The organism is Bradyrhizobium zhanjiangense, assembly GCF_004114935.1.
GTDB lineage: Bacteria > Pseudomonadota > Alphaproteobacteria > Rhizobiales > Xanthobacteraceae > Bradyrhizobium > Bradyrhizobium zhanjiangense.
Genome location: NZ_CP022221.1, coordinates 575,746 through 595,124 on the forward strand (window position 1 = coordinate 575,746; position 19,379 = coordinate 595,124).

Annotated in this window: 16 protein-coding genes; 12 read left to right on the forward strand and 4 right to left on the reverse strand. The window is 64.6% G+C overall.

Annotation, left to right across the window (positions count from 1 at the left end):
- Nucleotides 1-58: 58 nt before the first annotated feature.
- The 3 genes from XH85_RS02825 to XH85_RS02835 all read right to left on the reverse strand — a co-directional run bounded on the left by XH85_RS02825 (nt 59) and on the right by XH85_RS02835 (nt 4,410).
- Nucleotides 59-850, reverse strand: coding sequence for a Bax inhibitor-1/YccA family protein (locus XH85_RS02825; protein WP_128930648.1), 792 nt, complete (start codon nt 848-850; stop codon nt 59-61).
- 270 nt (nt 851-1,120) lie between these two features.
- On the reverse strand, nt 1,121-3,691 hold the full coding sequence (locus tag XH85_RS02830; RefSeq protein WP_128930649.1) for an ABC transporter permease: 2,571 nt from the start codon (nt 3,689-3,691) through the stop codon (nt 1,121-1,123).
- Nucleotides 3,688-4,410 (reverse strand): ABC transporter ATP-binding protein, encoded by a 723-nt coding sequence (locus XH85_RS02835; RefSeq protein WP_128930650.1) that lies wholly within the window; start codon nt 4,408-4,410, stop codon nt 3,688-3,690. The genes XH85_RS02830 and XH85_RS02835 overlap by 4 nt, the downstream gene beginning before the upstream one ends.
- Nucleotides 4,411-4,465: 55 nt before the next feature.
- On the opposite strand from XH85_RS02835, the gene XH85_RS02840 reads away from it, so the two are divergent.
- From XH85_RS02840 to XH85_RS02895, 12 genes are all read left to right on the forward strand, one after another.
- Nucleotides 4,466-5,101 carry an arylesterase gene (locus tag XH85_RS02840; RefSeq protein ID WP_164940906.1) on the forward strand — a complete coding sequence of 212 codons (636 nt, stop codon included), beginning with the start codon at nt 4,466-4,468 and terminating at the stop codon, nt 5,099-5,101.
- A gap of 175 nt (nt 5,102-5,276) precedes the next feature.
- On the forward strand, nt 5,277-5,813 hold the full coding sequence (gene thpR, locus XH85_RS02845) for an RNA 2',3'-cyclic phosphodiesterase (protein ID WP_091893084.1): 537 nt from the start codon (nt 5,277-5,279) through the stop codon (nt 5,811-5,813).
- A gap of 170 nt (nt 5,814-5,983) precedes the next feature.
- Entirely contained in the window at nt 5,984-7,168 is a 1,185-nt protein-coding gene (zapE, locus tag XH85_RS02850; RefSeq protein WP_128930652.1) for a cell division protein ZapE, read from the forward strand.
- Between the two features lie 250 nt (nt 7,169-7,418).
- On the forward strand, nt 7,419-8,387 hold the full coding sequence (gene mdh / locus XH85_RS02855) for a malate dehydrogenase (RefSeq protein ID WP_128930653.1): 969 nt from the start codon (nt 7,419-7,421) through the stop codon (nt 8,385-8,387).
- Between the two features lie 219 nt (nt 8,388-8,606).
- Nucleotides 8,607-9,803, forward strand: a complete 1,197-nt coding sequence (sucC, locus tag XH85_RS02860; RefSeq protein ID WP_091893090.1) for an ADP-forming succinate--CoA ligase subunit beta — start codon at nt 8,607-8,609, stop codon at nt 9,801-9,803.
- 4 nt (nt 9,804-9,807) lie between these two features.
- Nucleotides 9,808-10,287 (forward strand): DUF1579 family protein, encoded by a 480-nt coding sequence (locus tag XH85_RS02865; protein WP_091893092.1) that lies wholly within the window; start codon nt 9,808-9,810, stop codon nt 10,285-10,287.
- A 33-nt stretch (nt 10,288-10,320) separates the two neighbouring features.
- Nucleotides 10,321-11,205: a succinate--CoA ligase subunit alpha gene (gene sucD, locus XH85_RS02870; RefSeq protein ID WP_091893094.1), complete on the forward strand. Its 885-nt coding sequence runs from the start codon at nt 10,321-10,323 to the stop codon at nt 11,203-11,205.
- Between the two features lie 136 nt (nt 11,206-11,341).
- Nucleotides 11,342-14,299, forward strand: coding sequence for a 2-oxoglutarate dehydrogenase E1 component (locus XH85_RS02875; protein WP_128930654.1), 2,958 nt, complete (start codon nt 11,342-11,344; stop codon nt 14,297-14,299).
- 200 nt (nt 14,300-14,499) lie between these two features.
- Entirely contained in the window at nt 14,500-15,741 is a 1,242-nt protein-coding gene (odhB, locus tag XH85_RS02880) for a 2-oxoglutarate dehydrogenase complex dihydrolipoyllysine-residue succinyltransferase (RefSeq protein WP_128930655.1), read from the forward strand.
- Nucleotides 15,742-15,808: 67 nt separating this feature from the next.
- Nucleotides 15,809-16,558: an SDR family oxidoreductase gene (locus XH85_RS02885; RefSeq protein WP_164939881.1), complete on the forward strand. Its 750-nt coding sequence runs from the start codon at nt 15,809-15,811 to the stop codon at nt 16,556-16,558.
- A 35-nt stretch (nt 16,559-16,593) separates the two neighbouring features.
- Nucleotides 16,594-17,994: a dihydrolipoyl dehydrogenase gene (lpdA, locus tag XH85_RS02890; RefSeq protein ID WP_128930657.1), complete on the forward strand. Its 1,401-nt coding sequence runs from the start codon at nt 16,594-16,596 to the stop codon at nt 17,992-17,994.
- Nucleotides 17,995-18,027: 33 nt separating this feature from the next.
- Nucleotides 18,028-18,558, forward strand: a complete 531-nt coding sequence (locus XH85_RS02895; protein ID WP_128930658.1) for a hypothetical protein — start codon at nt 18,028-18,030, stop codon at nt 18,556-18,558.
- A gap of 153 nt (nt 18,559-18,711) precedes the next feature.
- Here the strand turns inward: XH85_RS02895 and XH85_RS02900 are convergent, their stop codons facing one another.
- Nucleotides 18,712-19,302, reverse strand: coding sequence for a DUF4337 domain-containing protein (locus XH85_RS02900; RefSeq protein WP_128930659.1), 591 nt, complete (start codon nt 19,300-19,302; stop codon nt 18,712-18,714).
- Between the last annotated feature and the right edge of the window lie 77 nt (nt 19,303-19,379).

Sequence of the window (19,379 nt, forward strand, 5' to 3'; positions counted from 1 at the left end):
GCCCAAACAAAAACCCCGGCCTTTCGGCCGGGGTTCATCTCGTTCCCTCGTCCTGGCGTTAGTCGCGCTGGCCGAGGAGCTGCAGCAGCAGCGTGAACAGGTTGATGAAGTTCAGGTACAGCGACAGCGCGCCGGTGATGGCCGCACGCTCTGCGATGTCACCGCCGGCCGAGGCGTAGCCGTAGATGTAGTCGTTCTTCAGCCGCTGGGTATCCCAGGCGGTGAGGCCCGCGAACACCAGCACGCCGACCACCGACACGATGAACTGCAGCATCGAGCTGGCCAGGAACAGGTTCACCAGGCTGGCGATGATGATGCCGATCAGGCCCATGAACAGGAACGAGCCCATTCCGGTCATGTCACGCTTGGTGGTGTAGCCGTAGAGGCTGAGCGCACCGAAGGTCGCCGCGGTGATGAAGAATACCCGCACGATCGAGGTGTGCGTGAACACCAGGAAGATCGACGACAGCGAGATGCCCATCAGCGCCGAGAACACCCAGAACAGGATCTGGGCCGTCGAGGGTGCCAGACGGTTGATGCCCGCCGAGATCACGAACACCATCGCGAGCGGCGCCAGCATGAACAGCCACTTCAGGGGGCTCACGAACATCGCGTAGCCGAATGGCGTCAGGAACAGCTTGCCGACGCGGACGGCTTCCGGCGTCGGGACGTCCGTCACGGCGGCCATGTAGACGCCGAGCGCGGCAAGGCCCGTGATGGCCAGGCCGATGCTCATGTAATTGTAGATGCGCAGCATATAGGCGCGCAGGCCGGCATCGACCGTCGCGGCGTCAACACGCCCGGCGGCCCTGCCGAAAGGAGAAGCGTAGTTACGGTCTAGGTCCGACATGGTCGAATTCCCGTTGGTTGGTCCGGTCCGGCATGAGGGTCGCCACGCCGCCGGTTCGTCAGTTCTATCTCGGATACCGATCCCAGCCGACTAAATTTAGGCTCACAATCGGGGCTCCGAACCCACTCGATATGTGGGAAACTAACACATTCGCTGCAACCGTCCACGCGCGGCTGAATGTCGCCCTCGGCCACAATCCTGACGGGCGGACGTGGTTAATCGCAGGAATCGTGCGATTCCTGCTCCCGCGCGCCCATCCGCTACCTTTTGTCACAAATTCCGCAACACCGTCGCGGGCTTTTTGTTCAACGCGAGCAGCGTGCCGGCGAGCCCGAGCCCCACAGTGACGACGAGCGCGGCCGCGACCACGCTGGCGGCGCTGCCGGCCTGCCAGACGAAACTCAGCGTCATCAGCCGCGTCACGATCATCCAGGCCGCGATGCTGCCGGCGATCACGCCGAACACCGCGGTGGCGAGCCCGATCAGGAGGTATTCGAGCGCATAGGCGCCGAGCAGCCGCAGCCGCGTCGCGCCCAGCGTCTTCAGGATCACCGCATCATAGACCCGGTGGCGATGGCCGGCGGCGAGCGCCCCGCCGAGCACCAGGATCGCCGAGATCAGGGTCACGGCACTGGCGCCGCGGATCGCCAGCGCCAGGTTGGTCACCACCGAACCGACCGTCTCCATCACCTCGCGCACGCGCACGCTCGTCACCATCGGATAGGCGTCGGCCACCTGCTTGATGATCTTGCCGTCGCCCGCAACGTTGCTGCCGGCCTCGGTCAGCGTTGCGATATGGGTATGCGGTGCGCCCTTGAAGGCATTCGGCGAGAAGACGAGGACGAAATTGATGCCGAGCCCCTGCCAGTCGATGGTGCGCAGATTGCCGATTCTGGCCGGGATGTCACGGCCAAGCACGTTGACCACGATCTCGTCGCCGAGCTTGAGACCGAGTCCGTCGGCGATCTTCTTTTCCATCGAGACCAGCGGCGGGCCGGAATAGTCGGCGCTCCACCATTCGCCCTCGACCACCTTGGACCCCTTCGGCAGCTCGCCGGTGTAGGTCAGGCCCCGGTCGCTTTGCAGCACCCATTCGGAATCGGTCGAGGGCTTGAGCTCCTCGGCGCGCAACCCGCGCGCGCCGACGATGCGGCCGCGTAGCATAGGCACATCCTCGACCTTGGCACCGGGGGCAATCTGCCGCAGATAGAGGTCGAACTGCTCGGCCTGCGCGCTCGGGATGTCGATGAAGAAAAACGATGGCGCCTGCTCAGGAAGCGCCGCCAGGAACTGGCGGCGCAGATTGCCGTCGATCTGGGTGATGGTGACGAGCACGGCGAGCCCGAGCCCCAGCGACAGCACGACGGACGGCGTCAGCGCGCCCGGCCGGTGGATGTTGGCGATCGCCAGCCGCAGCATCGGCAGCCGCGTCCGCGGCAGGTGCCGTGCGATGGCCATCAAGAGGGCGGCGATGCCGCGCAGCAGGCCGAACACCACGACGGAGGAGGCCACGAACACCGCGGCGATGCGCTTGTCGAATGAGAGCCCGATCACGACGGCGACGAGCAGGACGATCACGACGCCCATGAACACCAGGTAGCCCAGGCGCGGCCGGTGCCATTCGGAGCTGATGGTGTCGCGGAACAGCGCGGCCACCGGCACGTCGTGGACGCGGCCGAGCGGCCACAGGCCGAAGGCCAATGCGGTGAGGAGGCCATAGACGAAGGACAGCGCGAGCTCGTCGGCATGCACGGCCGGCACCACCGGCAGCGGCAACAGCTTGCCGAACAGGCCGACGATGGCGAAGGGCATCGCGGCGCCGAGCGCAAGGCCGATCACCGAACCGATCGCGGCGAGCAGGATGACCTGCGCGAGATAGATGCCGAACACGTCGCGGCCGGTGGCACCGACGGCCTTGAAGGCCGCGATCACCTCGAGCCGGCGGTCGATATGGCTCTTCACGGCATTGGCGACGCCGACGCCGCCGACCAGCAGCGCGGCGAGGCCGACCAGCGTCAGGAACTGGGTGAAACGGTGGATGTTGCGCTCGAGCTGCGGCGAGGCGTTGGAGCGGCTGCGGATCTCCCAGCCGGCCTGCGGCGCCGCGTTGCGCGCATCAGCGATGAAAGTCTCGGTGGCGCGTTCGCTGTTGGCGGCGTCAGGCAGCTTCACCCGGTAGACCCAGCGCACCAGGCTGCCGGGCTGGATCAGGCCGGTGGCGCGCAGGCCCGCCTGGCTGATCAGGAAGCGCGGGCCGAAGCCGATGCCGCTGGCGAGCTTGTCGGGTTCGGCCTCGACGGTGCTGCGGATCTGGAAGGTCGCCGAGCCGATGGTGACGCGATCACCGGGCTTGAGCGACAGCCGCGTCAGCAGCGTCGGATCGGCGGCCGCGCCGAACGCGCCGTCACGTTCGGCGAGCAGCTCAGTCATCGGTAGCGGCGGTGCCAGTGTCAGCTGGCCCAGCATCGGATAGCTGCCATCGACCGCCTTCATCTCGACCAGCGCGAGCTTGCCATCAGTCGAGCGTGCCATGCCGCGCAGGGTCGCGGCGGTCGACACGGTGCCGCGCGAGCGCAGGAACGCGACCTCTTCCGGCTTGGCCTCGCGCTGGAACAGCACGAACGAGACGTCGCCGCCGAGCAGCGTGCGGCCTTCGCGCGCAAGACCGTCGGAGAGGCTCGCCGAGACCGAGCCGACGCCGGCGATCGCCATCACGCCGAGCGCGATGCAGGCGATGAAGACGTAGAAGCCGCGCAGGCCTCCGCGCAATTCGCGCAGCGCGTAGCGCAGTGACAGCGCGACGGCACTTGGCTTCGCGAACGATTCGGCAGCCGTGCTCATGCGGGCGCGGACTGCGTGTCGATGCGCCCGGAGCGCAGGCGGATGACGCGATCGCAGCGATGCGCGAGCGAGGAATCGTGCGTCACCAGCACCAATGTCATGCCGCGCTCGGCATGCTTGCTAAATAGGAGATCGATGATCTGCTTTCCGGTGGCCTCATCGAGATTGCCGGTCGGCTCGTCGGCGACGAGGATCGCCGGATCGGGCGCCAGCGCGCGCGCCAGCGCAACGCGCTGCTGCTCGCCACCGGAGAGTTGCGTCGGATAGTGATGCAGGCGATCGCCGAGGCCGACCGATTGCAGCTCCTGCGCCGCGCGCCTGGCGGCATCCGGATTGCCGGCGAGCTCGAGCGGCACGGCGACGTTCTCAAGCGCCGTCATGGTCGGGATCAGATGGAAGGACTGGAAGACGATGCCGACCTGGCGGCCGCGGAAGCGGGCCAGCGCGTCCTCGTCGAGGGCATTGAAAGGCGTCCCAGACACCACCACCTCTCCGCTATCAGGACGCTCCAGCCCCGCCATCACCATCAGCAGCGTGGATTTGCCCGAGCCTGACGGGCCGATCAGGCCGATCGTCTCGCTCCGGCCCACGCGCAGGCTGATATCCTTGAGGATGTGAACGCGCGCCGCGCCCGTGCCCAATGAGAGATTGACGTTGGAGATGGCGATGGTGTCCGCCGCGGTGGCGGCGAGCGAAGAGGTTTCGATGCGACTGTCCATGGTCCGGTCATATGGCAACTCCGCTGGCGCGGTCGAGAGGCGTTACGGATTGTTCATGCACATAGCCGTGTTGATGTTCGCTTTGATGACGGCCATCACGCCGGCCTCGGCACAGGGGCAGAAGCCGATCAAGCTCGTCGTTCTCGGCGATTCCCTGAGCGCCGGTCTCGGCCTGCCGGCCCAGGACGCATTCCCCCAAAAACTTCAAAAAGCCTTGCAGGCCAAAGGCATAGCGGTCGACATGGTCAATGCCGGAGTGTCCGGCGACACCTCCTCCGGCGGTCGCGACCGGCTCGACTGGTCGGTGCCTGAAGGAACTGAGGCCGTCATTGTCGAGCTCGGCGCCAACGACGCGCTGCGCGGCATCGATCCCGATTTGACGCGCGCCGCGCTGAGCGACATCATCCAGCGGCTCAAGGCACGCAAGATCGCGGTGCTGCTGTGCGGCATGCTGGCGCCGCCGAATTACGGCGCCGATTACGCCGCGCGCTTCAATTCGATTTATCCGGAGCTGGCGAAAAAATTCGACGTGCCGCTCTATCCGTTCTTCCTCGACGCCGTCGCAGCCGACGCCAAGCTCAACCAGGCCGACGGCATTCATCCAACCGCGGCCGGCGTCGACATCATCGTCGAAAGGATGATGCCCACCGTGGAGGCATTCCTTGGCACGATCGCTGAGCAACGGCGTTGAAAAGCAGGCAGCGCTAACCGTAATTCCCAGGGTTTTACCGGGGTGAGGCGGGCTAAGCTTCGCAGAGTCACACAACTGCGATAGGAATCAGGGTACCGGTGATTCGTCGCCGGCTCTAATTTGGTTATGGTCCTGCTTCCCAGGGGCTGTACCCAAGCATCGGGAGTGCGAAACGATGCCGCGTTTGTTCACTGGTCTGGAAATTCCGGCCGAGATCGGCCAGTCGCTTTCCAACTTGAGGGGTGGCCTTCCCGGCGCCCGCTGGATCGATCCCGAAAATTATCACGTCACCCTGCGCTTCATCGGCGATATCGATGGTGTCTCCGCCAACGAGATCGCCTCGATGCTGTTTCGCGTCGACCGCAAGCCGTTCGAGGTGAAGGTGCAGGGCCTCACGAGTTTTGGCGGCCGCAAACCGCGGGCAGTCGTTGCGACGATCGCGCCGAGCAAGCCGCTGATGGAATTGCAGGCCGAGCTCGAACGCATGATGCAGCGGATCGGTCTCGACCCTGAAGGCCGCAAATTCATCCCGCATGTCACGCTGGCCCGGCTGCACGACGCCTCCGATCGCGACGTCGCCGACTATCTCTCGCTGCGCGGCTACTTCCCGAGCAAGGCGTTCATGGCGGAGCGCTTTGTTCTGTTCTCGTCCCGCGCTTCAACCGGCGGCGGTCCGTATGTCGTCGAGGACGCTTACGAGCTGTGTGCGTAGCTCGCTCTCCTGCCCGGCCGTAGAGCCGGGCCCAGCGCTCAGCGATAAACGAAATTTGGCGATGAACGAAACGGTGGGTCCCGGATCAGCGCGTCCGGGACACGAATCCGCATACCCCGTCCACCAATTCACGGCTTGCAATTTCCGCCGGTCTCTGGCGGTAAGGGGCCATGCTCACGACCCCAAGTTCCCCGTTCAGCGAAGCCTATCAGGCCGAGATCGCGTCCGGCGCGATCGAGCCGGATGCCGCGCAGGCCGAAGTGGCCGAGGCCTATGCGGCGCTCGACCTGCGGCTCGCGACTTACAAGCCGCAGCGCAAGCAGGGCCTGCTCAGCCGCCTGTTCAGCAGTGACAAGGACGAGGCGCCGCGCGGGCTCTACATCCATGGCGAGGTCGGTCGCGGCAAGACCATGCTGATGGATCTGTTCTTCCAGAACAGTACCGTCGAGCACAAGCGCCGCGCGCATTTCCACGAGTTCATGGCGGAAGCGCATGAGCGCATCTACGACTATCGCCAGAGCATCGCGCGCGGTGAGATCGCCGACGGCGACGTCATCGCGTTGACCGCGAACGCGATCTTCGAGGAGAGCTGGCTGCTCTGCTTCGACGAATTCCATGTCACCGACATCGCCGACGCGATGATCCTCGGCCGTCTGTTCGCAAAGCTGTTCGAGCTCGGCACCGTCGTGGTCGCGACCTCCAACGTCGCACCCGACGATCTCTACAAGGGCGGCCTGAACCGGTCGCTATTCCTGCCTTTCATCAAGCAGATCACCGACCACATGGACGTCGCGCGGCTCGATGCGCGCACCGACTTCCGCCTGGAGAAACTTCAGGGCGTGCCGATGTGGCTGACGCCGGCGGACGTTGATGCGGACGCAGCGCTCGACCGCGCCTGGTCGAAGATGAGCGGCGGCGCCCGATGCAAGCCGCACGACATTTCGATCAAGGGGCGCATCCTGCACGTGCCATGCTCGGCCCATGGCGTGGCGCGGTTCTCGTTCGCCGATCTCTGCGAGAAGCCGCTTGGGGCATCGGACTACCTCAGGCTCGCGCACGACTATCACACCATCCTGGTCGACCATATTCCAGTGATGGACTTCTCCCAGCGCAACGCCGCCAAGCGTTTCATCACGCTGATCGACACGCTCTATGACAATGCGGTGAAGCTGATGGCCTCGGCCGATGCCAATCCGATCTCGCTGTACCTCGCCACCGAAGGCAACGAGGCCAACGAGTTCAAGCGGACCGCGTCACGCCTGATCGAGATGAGCTCGGAATCCTATCTGGCGCTGCCTCACGGCCGCAAGGATTCCACCGCCAGCGGCTCGACCAAGGGCCTGGTAGAGACTTAAGTCCTATTTGCCAGCGCTGTCATTCCAGGGTGCGCCACGCGCGAGCCCGGAATCCATCGCATCACCAACTCTGCAGCTCAATGGATTCCAGGCCTGCGCCTGTCGGCGCATCCCGGAATGACAGACCGGGTATGGCTGCTATCGCGGCAAGCCCGACAATTGGGCATCCACCGACTTGAACGGGGGAGGCGAAAGGGATAACCACCCGTCTCAGTTTTCCCCTCCTTACGTGTCTAAAGGACAGGTTCACATGGCGCGCGACAAGATTGCTTTGATTGGCTCCGGCCAGATCGGCGGAACGCTGGCTCACCTCATCGGCCTGAAAGAATTGGGCGACGTCGTGATGTTCGACATCGCCGAGGGCGTGCCGCAGGGCAAGGCGCTCGACATCGCGCAGTCCTCGCCGGTCGACGGCTTTGACGCGCACTACAGCGGCGCGAACTCCTACGAAGCGCTCGACAACGCAAAAGTTTGCATCGTCACCGCCGGCGTGCCGCGCAAGCCCGGCATGAGCCGCGACGACCTCCTCTCCATCAACCTCAAGGTCATGGAGCAGGTCGGTGCCGGCATCAAGAAGTACGCTCCCGACGCTTTCGTCATCTGCATCACCAACCCGCTCGACGCGATGGTCTGGGCGCTGCAGAAGGCGTCGGGCCTGCCGCACAAGAAAGTCGTCGGCATGGCCGGCGTGCTGGATTCGGCGCGCTTCCGCTACTTCCTGGCCGATGAGTTCAACGTCTCGGTCGAGGACGTCACCGCCTTCGTGCTCGGCGGCCATGGCGACACCATGGTGCCGCTGGTGAAGTACTCCACGGTCGCCGGCATCCCGCTGCCCGACCTCGTCAAGATGGGCTGGACCTCGCAGGCACGTCTCGATGAGATCGTCGACCGCACCCGCAACGGCGGCGCCGAGATCGTCAACCTGCTCAAGACCGGCTCGGCCTTCTATGCGCCGGCGGCGTCCGCGATCGCGATGGCCGAGAGCTATCTGCGGGACAAGAAGCGCGTGCTGCCCTGCGCCGCCTACCTGAACGGCGAGTACAGCGTGAAGGATATGTATGTCGGCGTGCCCGTCGTGATCGGCGCCAAGGGCGTCGAGCGTGTGGTCGAGATCGAGCTCGCCGGCAAGGACCGCGAGGCCTTCGACAAGTCGGTCGGCGCCGTCCAGGGCCTGGTCGATGCCTGCAAGAAGATCGCACCCGATCTTCTCGGTCGCTAAGCGCCAGCAATTCCCGCCGAAGCCCGAAAACCGGTCTTCGGCGGTTTCATTTCCGGAGCCCGGGTGTCCGGGCGGGCTCCGGGCCAGCCAGTGATCTCCCAGTTCAGAGATCTCGAAGTCAAAGAATCCGGGTTGCAGTTCCTGTGGTATATGGTATGCCAGCCACAAGACTGAGGTGGGCCCTTGAGGTCACCGCCCGCGGGTTCAGGGAGCGACCATATGAATATCCATGAGTACCAGGCCAAAGCGCTGCTGAGCGAGTTCGGCGTGCCGATTTCCAAGGGCGTGCCTGTCCTTAAGCCCGCTGACGCGGAAGCCGCCGCCAAGGCGCTGCCGGGCCCGGTCTGGGTGGTGAAGAGCCAAATCCACGCCGGCGGCCGCGGCAAGGGCAAGTTCAAGGAAGCCTCGGCCGGCGACAAGGGCGGCGTCCGCATCGCCAAGTCGGCCGCCGAGGTCTCCGAATTCGCCAAGCAGATGCTGGGTGCCACGCTCGTGACCGTGCAGACCGGTCCCGCCGGCAAGCAGGTCAACCGCCTCTACATCGAGGACGGCTCCGACATCGACAAGGAATTCTACCTCTCGATCCTGGTCGACCGCGAGACCTCGCGCGTCTCCTTCGTCGTCTCGACCGAGGGCGGCGTCAACATCGAGGAGGTCGCGCACAACACGCCTGAGAAGATCGTGACCTTCTCGGTCGATCCCGCAACCGGCGTCATGGGCCATCACGGCCGCACCGTTGCGAAGGCGCTGAACCTGTCAGGCGATCTCGCCAAGCAGGCCGAGAAGCTGACCGCGCAGCTCTACGCCGCCTTCGTCGCCAAGGACATGTCGATGCTGGAGATCAACCCGCTGGTCGTGACCAAGCAGGGCCAGCTCCGCGTGCTCGACGCCAAGGTCTCGTTCGACGACAACGCGCTGTTCCGGCACCCCGAGGTGCTCGCGCTGCGCGACGAGACCGAGGAAGACGCCAAGGAAATCGAGGCGTCGAAATACGATCTCAACTACGTCACGCTCGACGGCAATATCGGCTGCATGGTCAACGGCGCCGGTCTTGCTATGGCCACGATGGACATCATCAAGCTCTACGGCATGTCGCCGGCCAACTTCCTCGACGTCGGCGGCAGTGCCAGCAAGGAAAAGGTCGCTGCCGCCTTCAAGATCATCACCGCGGATCCCAACGTGAAGGGCATCCTGGTCAACATCTTCGGTGGCATCATGAAGTGCGACGTGATCGCCGAGGGCGTCACCGCCGCTGTGCGCGAGGTCGGCCTCAGCGTCCCGCTGGTGGTCCGCCTCGAGGGCACCAATGTCGAGCTCGGCAAGAAGATCATCCGTGAATCCGGCCTGAACGTGGTGCCGGCCGACAATCTCGACGACGCCGCGCAGAAGATCGTGAAGGCCGTCAAGGGAGGCTAAGGCCATGGCCCAGGACCATCTCGCCGCATCATCTCCGCTCCCCGAACACACGCGCCTCGCCGCGTTCGCCGGCGAATGGAATGGCGAAGAGATGGTCTTTCCGTCGCGTTGGACGGAGGGCGGGCCGGCCACCTCGCACGTCGTCGCGCGCATGGACCTCAACGGGTTCTATCTGATCCAGGACTCGGTCCAGATGCGCGACGGCAAGCAGATCTTCGCCACCCACGGCATCTTCACCTACGACCGCGACGATCGGACCTACAAATTGTTCTGGTACGACTCGCTCGGCTACACGCCGCCCTCGCCCGCCTCCGGCGGCTGGGTCGGCAAGACCCTGACGCTGGTGCGCGGCTCGCTCCGCGGCAATGCGCGCCACGTCTACGAGATCATCGACGACAATTCCTATTCGTTGAAGATCCAGTTCTCGCCGGACGCGGAAGGCTGGGCCGACGTGCTCACCGGCGTCTACCGCCGCATCCACTGACCTCTCACTCGTTAGTTCGCGAAAGCAGATCTCATGTCCATCCTGATCGACAAGAACACCAAGGTCATCTGCCAGGGCTTTACCGGCAAGAACGGCACCTTCCATTCGGAGGCCGCGCTTGCCTATGGCACCAAGATGGTCGGCGGCACCTCGCCGGGCAAAGGCGGCGCGACCCATCTGGGCCTTCCGGTGTTCGACACCGTGCGCGAGGCGCGTGAGAAGACCGGCGCCGATGCGTCGGTGATCTACGTGCCCCCGCCGGGTGCGGCGGACGCGATCTGCGAAGCCATCGATGCCGAGATCCCGCTGATCGTCTGCATCACCGAGGGCATTCCGGTCGTCGACATGGTGCGTGTGAAGCGCTCGCTGATCGGCTCCAAGTCGCGCCTGATCGGGCCGAACTGCCCGGGCGTCATGACCGCCGGCGAGTGCAAGATCGGCATCATGCCGGCCAACATCTTCAAGACCGGCAGCGTCGGCATCGTCTCCCGCTCCGGCACGCTGACCTATGAAGCCGTGTTCCAGACCTCCCAGGAAGGCCTCGGCCAGACCACTGCGGTCGGCATCGGCGGCGACCCGGTCAAGGGCACTGAGTTCATCGACGTGCTGGAGATGCTGCTCGCCGACCCCAAGACCGAATCGATCATCATGATTGGTGAGATCGGCGGTTCCGCCGAGGAAGACGCCGCCCAGTTCCTCAAGGACGAGGCCAAGCGCGGCCGTAAGAAGCCGATGGTCGGCTTCATCGCCGGTGTCACGGCACCCCCCGGCCGCCGTATGGGCCATGCCGGCGCGATCATCTCGGGTGGCAAGGGCGACGCCGGATCCAAGACGGAAGCGATGAAATCGGCCGGAATCACCGTCTCTCCGTCGCCCGCGCGCCTCGGACATACGCTTGCCGAAAAGTTGAAAGGTTAATTCACTTCTTCGTGCTTTTCCGGGCGAAGTTTCGCAGCAAATAGGGTAAAGGGTGCCTGTCGCGCCGAGCCTCTGCCGGGAGCTCGGCGCCAGCGCCGTTTGTTATGCGCGAACCGAAATCGCCAGGAACTCCAGTATGTCTCGCCAGGACGCGAACGCAGCCTTTGCCCTCTCATCCTTTTTGCAGGGCACCAACGCCACCTACATCGACGAAATCTACGCCCGCTACGAGAAGGATCCGTCCTCGGTCGACGCCGAGTGGCGGGAGTTCTTCAAGAGCCTCAACGACCAGCCCGCCGACGTCCGCAAGAACGCGGAAGGGCCGTCCTGGGAGCGCGACAACTGGCCGCTGACACCGCAGGACGACCTCACGTCGGCCCTCGACGGCAACTGGGCCGAGGTCGAGAAGGCGGTCGGTGCCAAGATCGCCGCCAAGGCGCAGGCCAAGGGTGCCGACATCTCCTCTGCCGACGTGCTTCAGGCCACGCGCGACTCGGTCCGCGCGCTGATGCTGATCCGCTCCTACCGCATGCGCGGCCATTTCCACGCCAAGCTCGATCCGCTCGGCATCGAAGCCCAGCGCAACCGCGAAGAGCTCGACCCGCGCACCTACGGCTTCAGCGAAGCCGATTTCGACCGCAAGATATTCCTCGATCACGTGCTCGGCCTCGAATACGGCACGCTGCGCGAGATCACCGCGATCTGCGAGCGCACCTACTGCCAGACGCTCGGCGTCGAGTTCATGCATATCAGCAATGCCGCGCAGAAGGCCTGGATCCAGGAGCGGATCGAGGGACCGGACAAGGAGATCTCGTTCACCCGCGAAGGCCGCCGCGCCATCCTGACGAAGCTGGTCGAAGCCGAGGGTTTCGAAAAGTTCTGCGACACCAAGTTCACCGGCACCAAGCGCTTCGGCCTCGATGGCGGTGAAGCGCTGATCCCCGCGCTCGAGCAGATCATCAAGCGCGGCGGCAATCTCGGCGTGAAGGAGATCGTGCTCGGCATGCCGCATCGCGGCCGCCTCAACGTGCTGACCCAGGTGTTGGGCAAGGCCCATCGCGCACTGTTCCACGAGTTCAAGGGCGGCTCGGCCAACCCCGACGCGGTCGAAGGCTCGGGCGACGTCAAGTACCACCTCGGCGCGTCCTCGGACCGCGAGTTCGACGGCAACCGCATCCATCTGTCGCTCACCGCCAACCCCTCGCATCTCGAGATCGTCGATCCCGTGGTGCTCGGCAAGGTCCGCGCCAAGCAGGACCAGCACGGCGATCCCCCGGACATGCGCATCTCGGTGATGCCGCTTTTGATGCACGGCGACGCCGCGTTCGCCGGCCAGGGCGTGGTCGCGGAGTGCTTCGGCCTGTCGGACCTGAAGGGCTACCGCACCGGCGGCTCCGTGCACTTCATCGTCAATAACCAGATCGGCTTCACCACCTATCCGCGTTACTCGCGCTCCTCGCCTTATCCGTCGGATGTGGCGAAGATGATCGACGCGCCGATCTTCCACGTGAACGGCGACGATCCGGAAGCCGTGGTGTTCGCGGCCAAGGTCGCGACCGAATTCCGGCAGAAGTTCCACAAGCCGGTCGTGATCGACATGTGGTGCTATCGGCGCTACGGCCACAATGAGGGCGATGAGCCGGGGTTCACCCAACCCGTGATGTACAAGCGGATCGCGGCCCATCCCTCGACCCTCACTCTCTACTCCAAGCGCCTGATTGCCGAAGGCGTGGTCACCGAGGGCGAGGTCGACAAGCTGAAGGCCGACTGGCGCGCGCGGCTCGATGCCGAGTTCGAGGCCGGCACCTCCTATAAGCCGAACAAGGCTGACTGGCTCGACGGCAAGTGGTCCGGCTTCAAGATCGCCGACCAGGAAGAGGATGCGCGGCGCGGGGTCACCGGCGTCGACATCGCCACGCTGAAAGACATCGGCCGCAAGATCACCAAGGTGCCGGACGGCTTCCGCGTTCACCGCACCATCCAGCGTTTCCTTGACAACCGCTCGAAGGCGATCGACAGCGGCAACGGCATCGACTGGGCGACCGGCGAGGCGCTGGCGTTCTGCTCGTTGCTCAACGAAAACCATCACGTCCGCCTGTCCGGACAGGATTCGGAGCGCGGCACCTTCTCGCAGCGCCACTCGGTCCTGATCGACCAGGAGGACGAGAGCCGCTACACGCCGTTCAACCATCTTGGCCACGAGCAGGGCCATTATGAGGTCATCAACTCGCTGCTGTCGGAAGAGGCCGTGCTCGGCTTCGAATACGGCTACTCGCTCGCCGAGCCGAACACGCTGACGCTGTGGGAAGCCCAGTTCGGCGACTTCGCCAACGGCGCGCAGGTCGTGTTCGACCAGTTCATCTCCTCGGGCGAGCGCAAATGGCTGCGCATGTCCGGCCTCGTCTGCCTGCTGCCGCACGGCTATGAGGGCCAGGGACCGGAGCACTCCTCGGCGCGTCTCGAGCGTTACTTGCAGATGTGCGCGGAAGACAACATGCAGGTGGTCTATCCGACCACGCCGGCGAACTACTTCCATGTGCTGCGGCGCCAACTCCACCGCGAGATCCGCAAGCCGCTGATCATGATGACGCCGAAGTCGCTGCTGCGTCACAAGCGGGCGGTGTCGCGTCTCGAAGAGCTCGCGAAGGGCACGACCTTCCACCGCATCCTCTATGATGACGCCCAGATGCAGCCGAACGAGGCGAGCAAGCTCGTCCCGGACGAGAAGATCCGCCGTATCGTGCTCTGCTCCGGCAAGGTCTATTACGACCTCTACGAGGAGCGCGAGAGGCTCGGCATCGACGACATCTATCTGATGCGCGTCGAGCAGCTCTATCCGGTGCCGCTGAAGGCGCTGGTGGTCGAGCTGTCCCGCTTCAAGAAGGCGGAAGTGGTGTGGTGCCAGGAAGAGCCCCGCAACATGGGTGCCTGGCACTTCATCGAGCCCTATCTGGAATGGGTGCTGAACCAGGTGCACGGTGCGAGCCGGCGTCCGCGTTATGTCGGCCGCGCGGCTTCCGCCGCGACTGCCACGGGTCTGATGTCCAAGCATCAGGCGCAGCTGAAGGCGTTCCTCGACGAAGCACTGAGCTAGACAATTTTAAACTGAGTCATGCCCCGCCTTGTGCGCAGTTGCGCAACTAGGGCGGGGCATCCAGTACTCTGCGGCGTTCGTTCTGATCACCAACGTCTCGGCGTACTGGATCGTTCGCCCCCGTGCGCAATTGCGCACAAGGCGGGCGATGACACCTGAGAATTCATGACCGCATTGGCGATCCCCTTAAGGAAAAGACCATGACTGAAATTCGAGTGCCGACGCTCGGCGAATCCGTCACCGAGGCCACCATCGGCCGCTGGTTCAAGAAGGCCGGCGATCCCGTCGCCGTCGACGAGCCCTTGGTGGAGCTCGAGACCGACAAGGTCACCATCGAAGTCCCGGCGCCCTCCGCTGGCACGCTGAGCGAGATCATCGCTGCTGACGGTGCGACCGTTGCGGTCGGTGCGCTGCTCGGCCAGATCACGGAAGGCGCAGGTGCTGCAAAGCCTGCCGCTGCTCCCGCCAAGCCTGCCGCTGCTCCGGCTCCCGCTGTAGCCACTGCTGCACCGGCCGCGGCCGCGAAGGCGCCGCCGGCCGATGCGCCGCTCGCCCCGTCGGTGCGCAAGTTGTCGGCCGAGACCGGCATCGACGCCTCGACCGTTCCGGGTTCCGGCAAGGACGGCCGCGTCACCAAGGGCGACATGCTCGCCGCGATCGAGCGTGCGGCCTCCGCGCCGACCCCGGTCAACCAGCCCGCCGCCGCCGTTCAGGTCCGCGCGCCGTCGCCGGCCGATGACGCCGCCCGCGAGGAGCGCGTCAAGATGACTCGCCTGCGCCAGACCATCGCGCGCCGGCTCAAGGACGTGCAGAACACCGCGGCCATGCTCACGACCTTCAACGAGGTCGACATGACCAACGTCATGGCGCTGCGTGCCCACTACAAGGACGCGTTCGAGAAGAAGCATGGCGCCAAGCTCGGCTTCATGGGCTTCTTCACCAAGGCTGTCGTGCAGGCGCTGAAGGACATCCCGGCCGTCAACGCCGAGATCGACGGCAGCGACCTGATCTACAAGAACTATTACCACGTCGGCGTTGCCGTCGGCACCGACAAGGGCCTCGTCGTCCCCGTGGTGCGCGACTGCGACCACAAGTCGATCTCCGACATCGAGAAGAGCATCGCTGATTTCGGTCGCCGCGCCCGCGACGGCCAGCTCAAGATCGACGAGATGCAGGGCGGCACCTTCACCATCACCAATGGCGGCATTTACGGCTCGCTGATGTCGACCCCGATCCTGAATGCGCCGCAGTCCGGCATTTTGGGCATGCACAAGATCCAGGAGCGGCCGATGGTCGTCGGCGGCAAGATCGAGGTCCGCCCGATGATGTACCTGGCGCTGTCCTACGATCACCGTGTGATCGATGGCAAGGAAGCCGTGACCTTCCTGGTCCGCGTCAAGGACAGCCTGGAAGATCCGGCACGCCTGGTGCTCGATCTCTGATCCCTGATGCTTTGCGAGCGCCGTCGCAACCAAACGCGACGGCGCATGTCGAACCATGGAGGCGCGCATGACGGATAAAGTCGTTGTCATCACCGGCGGCAGCCGCGGCATCGGACGGGCGACCGCGCTTGCGGCGGCCGCGCGCGGCTTCCGCGTCGTGGTCGGCTACGCCAGCAACAAGCAGGCTGCGGACGAAGTCGTGGCCGCGATCGAAGCCAAGAACGGCAAGGCCATTGCGGTGAAATGCGATGTCGCCGAGGAAAGCGACATCCTCGAGCTGTTCAAGCAAGCCGACAAGTTCGGCACGCTTGGCGCGCTCGTCAACAATGGCGGCATCGTCGGCAAGAGCGGCGTGCGCGTCGACGAGATGTCGGCCGAGCGCATCCAGCGGGTGATGGCCGTCAACGTCACCGGTTCCATCCTCTGCGCGCGCGAGGCGGTGAAGCGGATGTCGACCAAGCACGGCGGCAAAGGCGGCGTCATCGTCAACCTGTCGTCGGTGGCGGCCAAGCTCGGCTCGCCCAATACCTATGTCGATTATGCGGCGTCCAAGGGCGCGATCGATTCCTTCACCGTCGGGCTCGGCTATGAGGTCGCGAGCGAAGGCATTCGCGTCGCGGCGATCCGCCCCGGCCTGATCGACACCGACATCCACGCCGCCGGCGGCGAGCCCGACCGCGCCCATCGTCTGGCCCATCTGGTGCCGATGAAGCGCGTCGGCACCGCCGACGAAATCGCCAACGCCATCGTCTGGCTGATCTCGGACGAGGCCTCCTACGTCACCTCAGCCATTCTCGATGTGTCCGGCGGACGCTGACACATCCTCACGCTAAACCTACGGGACTTTCTCTCATGGCTAGCTACGATCTCGTCGTCATCGGCACCGGACCGGGCGGATATGTCTGCGCGGTGCGCGCAGCCCAGCTCGGCATGAAAGTCGCCGTGGTCGAAAAGAACGCCACGCTCGGCGGCACCTGCCTCAATGTCGGCTGCATGCCGTCGAAGGCGCTGCTGCACGCCTCCGAAATGTTCGAGGAAGCCGGCCATTCCTTCGCGAAAATGGGCGTGAGCGTTTCCGCGCCGAAGCTCGATTTGCCCGCGATGATGAACTTCAAGCAGCAGGGCATCGACGGCAACGTCAAGGGCGTCGAGTTCCTGATGAAGAAGAACAAGATCGACGTGCTCAAGGGCACCGGCAAGATCTTGGGCACCGGCAAGGTCGAAGTCTCCGCCGACGGCAAGGCGCAGGTGATCGAGACCAAGAACATCGTGATCGCGACCGGCTCGGATATCGCACGTCTTAAGGGCATCGAGATCGACGAGAAGCGCATCGTCTCCTCGACCGGCGCGCTGTCGCTGGACAAGGTGCCCGGCCGATTGCTGGTCATTGGCGCGGGCGTGATCGGGCTCGAACTTGGCTCGGTGTGGCGCCGGCTCGGTTCCGAGGTCATGGTGGTCGAATTCCTCGATCGCATTCTGCCCGGCATGGACGGCGAGGTCGCACGGCAATTCCAGCGGATGCTCGAAAAGCAGGGATTTGCATTCAAGCTGGGTTCGAAGGTCACCGGCGTCGAAGCCAACAGCAAGGCATTGCTCGCGAAAATCGAACCGGCTGCCGGCGGTGCTGCGGAGATCATTGAAGCCGACGTCGTGCTCGTCTGCATCGGCCGCACGCCCTACACCGATGGCCTCGGCCTGAAGGAAGCCGGCGTCGCGCTCGACGCACGCGGCCGCGTCCAGATCGATCCGCATTTCGCCACCAGTCTGAAGGGCGTCTACGCCATCGGCGACGTCGTCGCAGGACCCATGCTCGCGCACAAGGCCGAGGATGAGGGCGTCGCGGTCGCTGAGATCATCGCAGGGCAAGCCGGCCACGTGAACTACGATGTCATCCCGGGCGTCGTGTATACCACGCCGGAAGTGTCCTCTGTCGGCAAGACCGAGGAGGAACTCAAGCAGGCCGGTGTCGCCTATACCGTCGGGAAGTTTCCCTTTACCGCCAACGGGCGCTCCAAGGTCAATCAGACCACCGACGGTTTTGTGAAGATTCTCGCAGATGCGAAGACCGATCGCGTGCTCGGCGTGCACATTGTCGGCCGCGAAGCCGGCGAAATGATCCATGAAGCCTGCGTTCTCATGGAATTTGGCGGCAGTGCGGAGGATCTCGCCCGCACCTGCCACGCGCACCCGACCCGCTCGGAAGCGGTCAAGGAAGCCGCGCTTGCAGTCGGCAAGCGGGCCATCCATATGTAGTCACGGCCCGAGCCGAATCGGGCGGGACAACACATGCTGCGCCGCCTTCTTCAACCGGTCTGGGTCCTGCTTGCGATCGTCTTCCTGATCGAAGCCTGGCTGTGGGACCATCTCGAGCCGATCGTTGCAAAAGTCGTCGCAGCCATCCCGCTTGCGCGCCTCAAGCAATGGCTGACGGAGCGCGTCGATGCGCTGTCGCCGGCCATGACGCTGATCGTGTTCGCGGTCCCCATCATCCCGCTGTTTCCGCTCAAGCTGGTCGGCCTGTGGCTGCTCGCGCACGAATACTGGACCAGCGCGGTATTCACCATCGTGTTCGCGAAGATGCTCGGCGTCGGCGTCACCGCCTTCGTGTTCGACGTCACGCGCGATAAGCTCCTGGAGATGCACTGGTTCGAGCGGATCTATGAGCTCGTCCTGAAAGTGCGCGCCAAGGCCGCCGAGCTGGTCGATCCGATCAAGCGCCGCATTCGCGAGCTGATCACCGGCAACGGGGAGGGATGGTCGTCACGGACGCTGCGCCTGATCCAGCGTTTTCGCAAAAGCGTGCACGAGGCGCGGTAGTTGTTTGCCGCCTACGCGGTGTCATCGCGCGGCTTGACCGGGCGATCCAGTACTCCGAGACAGCGCGGCTAGAACCGAGACGCCGCGGCGTACTGGATGCCCCGCCTTCGGAGCATGACACCGTTCGTGTGACTTTAAGCGTGCGCGCGCCAACTAATGCAAATGCAAGAGATGCGGCCACCACAGGCCGAGCGCAGTCATGATCAGGCCGGCTATCGTCAGCACGCCGCTGACATAAGCGAGCGCGAACATGCCGGTGATGATGGTGGCTGACGCCAGCACGATGCCGATCTGGAACGCGGCCGAGGCCAGCTCGAAGTGATGGTACTTCGCGGTCGCCTCGTCGCGTTCGTGCTCGGCATGCTTGGCCTTCTCGGCGAGCTGCTCGGTGCCTTCGCCGGTCTCGGGCTCGGAGCGGTAGCGCTGCGCGGTCTTGGTCCAGTCGTCGACCTGTTTCTGCACCGTCGCCTTCATGGTGTCGTCGGTCGTGCCACCCAGCGTCAGCTTGCCCTGCTCGGCCGCGGTCGCCACCACGGTGCGGCGGATGCTCTTGGCCTGAAAGAACGCCCAGAGATTGGCGGCCTCGACGTTCTTGCTGATCGATTCGGTCTGGGCGCCCTTGCCGAGCGTCTCCGAGATCGCCAGGAACAGCGCCAGAACCGCGATCAGGAGCGCGATCTTCTTGTTCGAGCCGGACGCGTGTTCGGCGTGCTCGGCATGCTCCATGCTTTCATGTGCGCTCATATGTCCTCCTGCTCGGTTCCGCAACGATTGACCGAACCGCGTGCGCCGCGCAAGAGGCACGCGCGTTATGACATCAA